Here is a 6,230-nt window from a genome sequence, read left to right as displayed (position 1 = left end):
CCGCTACGAGAAGACCGCGACCATCTACCTGGCCGGACTCCACATTGCAGGCATCTTCCTCTGGTCCGCCCGGTGATCCAAACGAAACTGCCTAGGCGAGGACGGCCTCTCCCGTGAACGTCCGCCACAGCTGCGCGTATCGGCCGTCCTTGGCGAGCAGTTCGGCGTGCGTGCCGTCCTCGACAACGCGGCCGCGGTCGAGCACCACCACGCGGTCGGCGCGGGCCGCCGTGGACAGCCGGTGGGCCACCACCAGGGTCGTGCGCCGGCCGGCGAGCCGGTCGGTGGCCTGGTTGACCAGGGCCTCCGTCGCGAGGTCCAGGGCGGCGGTGGCCTCGTCCAGCAGCAGGACGTCGGGGTCGACGAGCTCGGCACGGGCCAGGGCGATCAGCTGCCGCTGGCCGGCGGACAGGTTGCGGCCGCGCTCGGCGACCGGGTGCAGGTAGCCGCCCTCCAGGGTGGCGATCATCCCGTGCGCGCCGACGGCCCGTGCGGCCGCCTCGACCTCGGCGTCGGTGGCCTCCGGGCGGCCGTAGGCGATGGCGTCGCGCACGGTGCCGGGGAAGAGGTACGGCTCCTGGGGCACGACGCCCAGGCGGTGGCGGTAGGCGACCGGGTCGAGCGCGCGCAGGTCGACCCCGTCGACAAGGACGGCGCCGGAGGTGGGGTCGTAGAAGCGCGCGACCAGCTTCACCAGGGTGGACTTCCCGGCGCCCGTCTCGCCGACGAAGGCGACGGTCTGCCCGGCGGGCACCGTGAGCCGGATGCCGGACAGGGCCTCCTCGCCGTCGCCGTAGCCGAAGTGGACGCCGTCGAAGACGATCTCGCCCGTCAGCTCGTGCACCGGCTGCGGATCGGCGGCCACCGGCGTGGCCGTCTTCTCCTGCAGCAGCTCCTGGACACGGCCGAGGGAGACCATCGCCTGCTGGTAGCCGTCGAAGACCTGCGACAGCTGCTGGACGGGGGCGAAGAACAGGTCGATGTAGAGCAGGTAGGCCACCAGCGCGCCCGCGGTCAGCGTGCTGTCGCTCACCCGGCCCGCACCAACGATCAGCACGCCGGCCGCGGCGACGGACGACAGCAGCTGCACGAAGGGGAAGTACACGGATATCAGCCACTGGCCGTGCACCCGCGCCTGCCGGTACTGCGCGCTGCGCTCGGCGAACCGGCGGGCGCCGGTCTCCTCGCGGCGGAACGCCTGCACGATCCGCAGCCCGGCGACGGTCTCCTGCAGGTCGGCGTTGACCACGCCCACGCGCTCGCGGGCCAGTTCGTACGCCTTGACGCTCTGCCGGCGGAAGAAGACGGTGCCGACGACGAGCGGCGGCAGCGTCGCGAAGACGACCAGGGCGAGCTCGACGTCGATGACCAGGAGGGCGACGAGGATGCCGAAGAAGGTGAGCACGGAGACGACGGCGGTGACCAGACCGGTCTGCAGGAACGTCGACATGGCATCGATGTCCGTGGTCATCCGGGTCATGATCTTGCCGGTCAGTTCGCGCTCGTAGTAGTCGAGCCCGAGCCGCTGCAGCTGGGCGAAGATCTTCACGCGCAGCGCGTACAGCAGCCGCTCGCCGGTGCGTCCGGTCATGCGGGTCTCGCCCACCTGCGCGGCCCACTGGCCGACGACGACGAGGAGCGCGAGGGCGGAGGCCGCCCAGACGGCGCCGAGGGCCAGTTTCTGGACGCCCTGGTCGATGCCGTGCCGGATCAGTACGGGCAGCAGCAGGCCGGCCACGGCGTCACCGGCCACCAGCAGCAGGCTCACCGCCAGCGGCGCCCCGAAGCCCCTCAGCATCTGCCGCAGCCCGTAGGTCTCCTCGGGCCGGGCGGCGTGCTCCTCGTCGATGTCCGGGGTGTCGGTGGCCGGGGGCAGCGCCTCGACCCTGGCGAGCAGTTCGGGGGAGGCGGGCATGCCGGCCGGCGCCCGGTGCGCGCCGTCGTCCTCCTTGCGCACCCACAGCTGGGGGGTGACGCCGTCGACGACGCGGCGGGGGGCCGCGGGGGCCTCCTCCTGGAGCGCCGGGCGCTCCATCAGGCCGGTGGCGGCCGCCTCGCCGCCGAAGGCGGCGCCGACGCCCACCGCGCCGGCGGGGTCCTTCGTCACCCCGGCGAGCTCCTCGGGGTCCGTCAGCAGGCGACGGTAGAGCGGACAGCGTTCCTGCAGCTCGTCCGCGGTGCCCACGTCGACGAGCCGGCCGCCGTCGAGGACGGCGATGCGGTCGGCGAGGGCCAGGGTGGAGGCGCGGTGGGCGATCAGCAGGGTCGTACGGCCCGCCATCACCCCGCGCAGCGCCTCGTGGATCTCGTGCTCCACGCGCGCGTCGACGGCGGAGGTGGCGTCGTCGAGGACCAGCAGCCGGGGGTCGGTGAGGATGGCGCGGGCGAGGGCGACGCGCTGGCGCTGTCCCCCGGACAGGCTCAGGCCCTGCTCGCCGACCTTGGTGTCGTAGCCGTCGGGCAGGGCCGAGATGAATCCGTCCGCCTGGGCCGCGCGGGCCGCCGCCCGTATCTGCTCGTCGGTGGCGCCGGGCACGCCGAAGGCGATGTTGTCGCGGACGCTGTCGGAGAACAGGAAGCTGTCCTCCGGCACCAGCCCGATGGCTGCGCGCAGCGAGGGCAGCGTCAGCTCGCGCACGTCCTGGCCGCCGATGCGCACCGCGCCGCCGGTGACGTCGTAGAAGCGCGGCAGCAGTAGCGCGAGGGTGGACTTGCCGCTGCCGGAGGCGCCGACGACGGCCACCGTCTCGCCGGGTTCCAGGCGCAGCGAGACGCCCTGCAGGACGGCCCGGCCGGAGCCGTAGCCGAAGGTCACGTCGTCGAACTCGACGGTGGCGGGGGCGTCCGCGGGCAGCTCGCGCGCGTCGTCGCGCTCCTTGACGACCGGTTCGGTGTCGACGAGCTCCAGGACGCGCTCCACGCCGGCGCGGGCCTGCTGGCCGACGGTGAGCACCATGGTCAGCATCCGCACGGGGCCGACGAGCTGGGCGAGGTAGGTCGAGAAGGCGACGAAGGTGCCCAGGGTGACCTGGCCGCGGGTGGCCATCCAGCCGCCGAGGGCCAGCATGGCGACCTGTCCGAGGGCCGGGACAGCCTGCAGGGCGGGGGTGTAGCGGGAGTTGAGCCGTACGGTGCGCATGCGGCCGGCGAAGAGGCCACGGCCGACCTCGCGGAGCTTGGCGGCCTCCTGGGCCTCCTGCCCGAATCCCTTGACGACGCGCACCCCGCTGACGGCGCCGTCGACGACGCCCGCGACGGCTGCGGCCTGGCCCTGGGCGTACCAGGTTGCGGGGAAGACCTTGGCGCGGCTGCGCTGGGCGAGGAACCACAGGGCGGGGGCGACGGCGAGGGCGACGACGGTCAGCAGTGGGGAGAGGGCGACCATCACCACGAGGGAGATGACGAACAGCAGGATGTTGCCGATCATCATCGGGAGCATGAACAGCAGCGACTGGATCAGCTGCAGGTCGCTGGTGGCGCGGCCGATGACCTGTCCGGTCGACAGTTCGTCCTGCCGCTTGCCGTCCAGGCGGGCGATCGCGGCGTACATCTCGGTCCGCAGGTCGTGCTGGACGTCCAGGGCCAGCCGTCCGCCGTAGTAGCGGCGCACATAGGTCAGCGCGTAGACGACCAGTGCCGCGACGATCAGGAGGACGGCCCAGGGGGCGAGGGGGCGCCGGTGGGCGCCTATGACGTCGTCGATGATCAGCTTGGGTATCAGGGGGACGAGCGCCATGACGGCCATGCCGGCGAGGGACGAGCCGAGGGCCAGCAGCACCGCCCCGCGGTACCGCCAGCAATACCCGGTGAGCCGCCTGGCCCACCCCTGACCGGTCGTGGTCGTCGTGGCCACCCGGAACCTCCCCGTCCTCTTCCTGCCTGTCTCCGACGGAAGGCCCCAACGCTCTGGGCTGGGCATTTCATTCCATGCAACACAGCATTCCGCTGCAACACGGAGCGGGCTCCCGACGCCGCCTTGCGACGTCGGGAGCCCGCTCTCGCCCTGCCCGTGCAGGGATCAGCCGCGCGCGGCGGCGATCTGGCGCGACATGATCGTCGTCAGCTCGTACGCGGTGTGCGAGGCGGCGACGCAGGTGATCTCCGCGTGGTCGTACGCCGGGGCGACCTCGACGACGTCGGCGGAGACGAGGTTGCAGGAGGACAGCCCGCGGATGATCTCCAGCAGCTCGCGGGAGGTCAGGCCGCCCGCCTCCGGCGTGCCGGTGCCGGGCGCGTGGGCCGGGTCCAGGACGTCGATGTCGATGGAGATGTACAGCGGGCGGTCGCCGACGCGCTGACGCAGCTGGTCGGCGATCTCGTCCACGCCGCGGCGCATCACGTCGGCCGAGGTGACGATGCCGAAGCCCATCTTCTCGTCGTCGGTGAGGTCCTTCTTGCCGTACAGCGGGCCGCGCGTGCCGACGTGGGACAGCGCCTCGGTGTCGAGGATGCCCTCCTCGACGGCCCGGCGGAACGGCGTGCCGTGGGTGTACTCGGCGCCGAAGTAGGTGTCCCAGGTGTCCAGGTGCGCGTCGAAGTGCAGCAGCGCGACCGGGCCGTGCTTCTTGGCCACCGAGCGCAGCAGCGGCAGCGCGATGGTGTGGTCGCCGCCGAGCGTCATCATGCGGGCACCGGTGCCCAGCAGGTCGTCGGCCGCGGCCTCGATCGTCTCGACGGCCTCGTCGATGTTGAACGGGTTCGCGGCGATGTCGCCGGCGTCCGCCACCTGGGCGAGGGCGAAGGGGGAGGCGTCCTGCGCCGGGTTGTACGGGCGCAGCAGGCGGGAGGCCTCGCGGATGGCGTTGCCGCCGAAGCGGGCGCCGGGGCGGTAGGAGACGCCGGTGTCGAAGGGCACGCCGACGACGGCGACGTCGGCGGTGCCGACCTCGTCCAGGCGGGGCAGGCGGGCGAAGGTGGCCGGGCCGGCGTAGCGCGGGATGCGCGAGGAGTCGACGGGGCCGCGCGGTTCACGGGGGGCGGGGGTGCTCATGCTTCTCGGGCCTCTCGGATCACGGACGGGGCGCCGCCGGGTCACGGTCGCGTCAACGCGCGAACGGCTGGCGTGGTCGTACCCGAGGGTAGGCAGGGAGGCCGTGTGCGCACATGTACGGAAGTGCAGGTCCGGCCTCGCCATATGGACACTGCGTCCATCGCGCCGACCGGGGGAGAATGGGTCCATGCCGATAGCACCCAGCCGCAGCGAACTGATCGACCACCTCGTCCGGACGCGCATCGCGGGGAACGTCGCCACCCCGCGGGAGAACAACCTGGAGCACTACCGCAGGCTCGCCCTCGGTGATCGTCACTACTGGTTCGGGCTGGAGTTCGGCGAGCGCTGGACGGACGAGCAGGACGTGCTCGCCGTCATGGCGGAGCGCTGCGGCGTCAGTGACGACGTGGAGCACCGCGCGGGTCAGGACACCATCGACCCCGAGCTGACGGTGGCCGCACTGGAGCGGGCGGCGGCGTTCCTGCGCAAGGCGGCGGAGGGCCGGCAGCGGGTACTGTTCGCCACGGGGCACCCCGGGGGGCTGCTGGACGTGCACCGCATGACGGCGGACGCACTGCGGGCCGCCGGCTGCGAGGTCCTCTCCGTCCCGGGCGGTCTGCGGGCGGATGACGGCGCCGTCCACCAGGTCGCGGGCGTGGCGGTGTACGAGCGCGGCGCGACGCTGTGGCACACGCACTCCCCGGCGCCGATGGCGGCGATCCTCGACGGGCTCGCGGCGTGCGGGCGGCCGCTGCCGGACCTGGTGGTCGCCGACCACGGCTGGGCCGGGTGCGCGGCGCAGCGCGGCATCGACGCGGTCGGGTACGCGGACTGCAACGACCCGGCGCTGTTCCTGGCGGAGGCGGAGGGCACGCTGCAGGTGGCGGTGCCGCTGGACGACCACGTACTGGACCCGCGGTTCTACGAGCCGATGACGGCGTACCTGCTGGAGGCGGCGGGTCTGGCGTAGGGAGGGAGCGGGCCCCGGCCGTACGGTCGGGGCGCCCTCATGCCGCGGTGCGGCCGCGCAGGCCGTTCCAGCCGCGGATCACCAGCCACGAGCCGCCGTAGAGCACCGCCGCCTCGAAGGCGCGCAGGGCCAGGCCCCAGCCGAGCCGGTCCAGGCCGGTCATCTCCAGCACGCGGCCGTGCGCGAAGAACGCCAGCACGATGCCCGCGGCCATCACGACCGCTCCCCCTGCCATCAGCAGGGCCCGTCCGGCCGTTCCCATCCCGTTCT

The 6,230-nt window shown here is 73.1% G+C and carries 4 protein-coding genes; 1 reads left to right on the top strand and 3 read right to left on the bottom strand.

Annotation, left to right across the window (positions count from 1 at the left end):
* Nucleotides 1-91: 91 nt before the first annotated feature.
* Nucleotides 92-3,853: an ABC transporter ATP-binding protein gene (locus tag AB0K17_RS19910; protein WP_365966665.1), complete on the bottom strand. Its 3,762-nt coding sequence runs from the start codon at nt 3,851-3,853 to the stop codon at nt 92-94.
* A gap of 165 nt (nt 3,854-4,018) precedes the next feature.
* Nucleotides 4,019-4,990: an agmatinase gene (gene speB / locus AB0K17_RS19905; protein ID WP_344434449.1), complete on the bottom strand. Its 972-nt coding sequence runs from the start codon at nt 4,988-4,990 to the stop codon at nt 4,019-4,021.
* Between the two features lie 187 nt (nt 4,991-5,177).
* On the opposite strand from speB, the gene AB0K17_RS19900 reads away from it, so the two are divergent.
* Nucleotides 5,178-5,960, top strand: coding sequence for a phosphatase (locus AB0K17_RS19900; protein ID WP_365983694.1), 783 nt, complete (start codon nt 5,178-5,180; stop codon nt 5,958-5,960).
* A 37-nt stretch (nt 5,961-5,997) separates the two neighbouring features.
* On the opposite strand, the gene AB0K17_RS19895 is transcribed toward AB0K17_RS19900, so the two are convergent.
* Nucleotides 5,998-6,222: a hypothetical protein gene (locus tag AB0K17_RS19895; RefSeq protein ID WP_365983693.1), complete on the bottom strand. Its 225-nt coding sequence runs from the start codon at nt 6,220-6,222 to the stop codon at nt 5,998-6,000.
* Between the last annotated feature and the right edge of the window lie 8 nt (nt 6,223-6,230).

Origin of the sequence: Streptomyces sp. NPDC049585, from assembly GCF_040675615.1 — a bacterium.
Lineage (GTDB): Bacteria > Actinomycetota > Actinomycetes > Streptomycetales > Streptomycetaceae > Streptomyces > Streptomyces luteosporeus.
This window is presented reverse-complemented; position numbering and strand designations above follow the sequence as displayed.

Excerpts from the sequence above, each read along its gene's own strand:
- AB0K17_RS19900 (WP_365983694.1), top strand. The coding sequence starts at position 5,178 with ATGCCGATAGCACCCAGCCGCAGCGAACTGATCGACCACCTCGTCCGG.
- AB0K17_RS19895 (WP_365983693.1), bottom strand. The coding sequence starts at position 6,222 with ATGGGAACGGCCGGACGGGCCCTGCTGATGGCAGGGGGAGCGGTCGTG.
- speB (WP_344434449.1), bottom strand. The coding sequence starts at position 4,990 with ATGAGCACCCCCGCCCCCCGTGAACCGCGCGGCCCCGTCGACTCCTCG.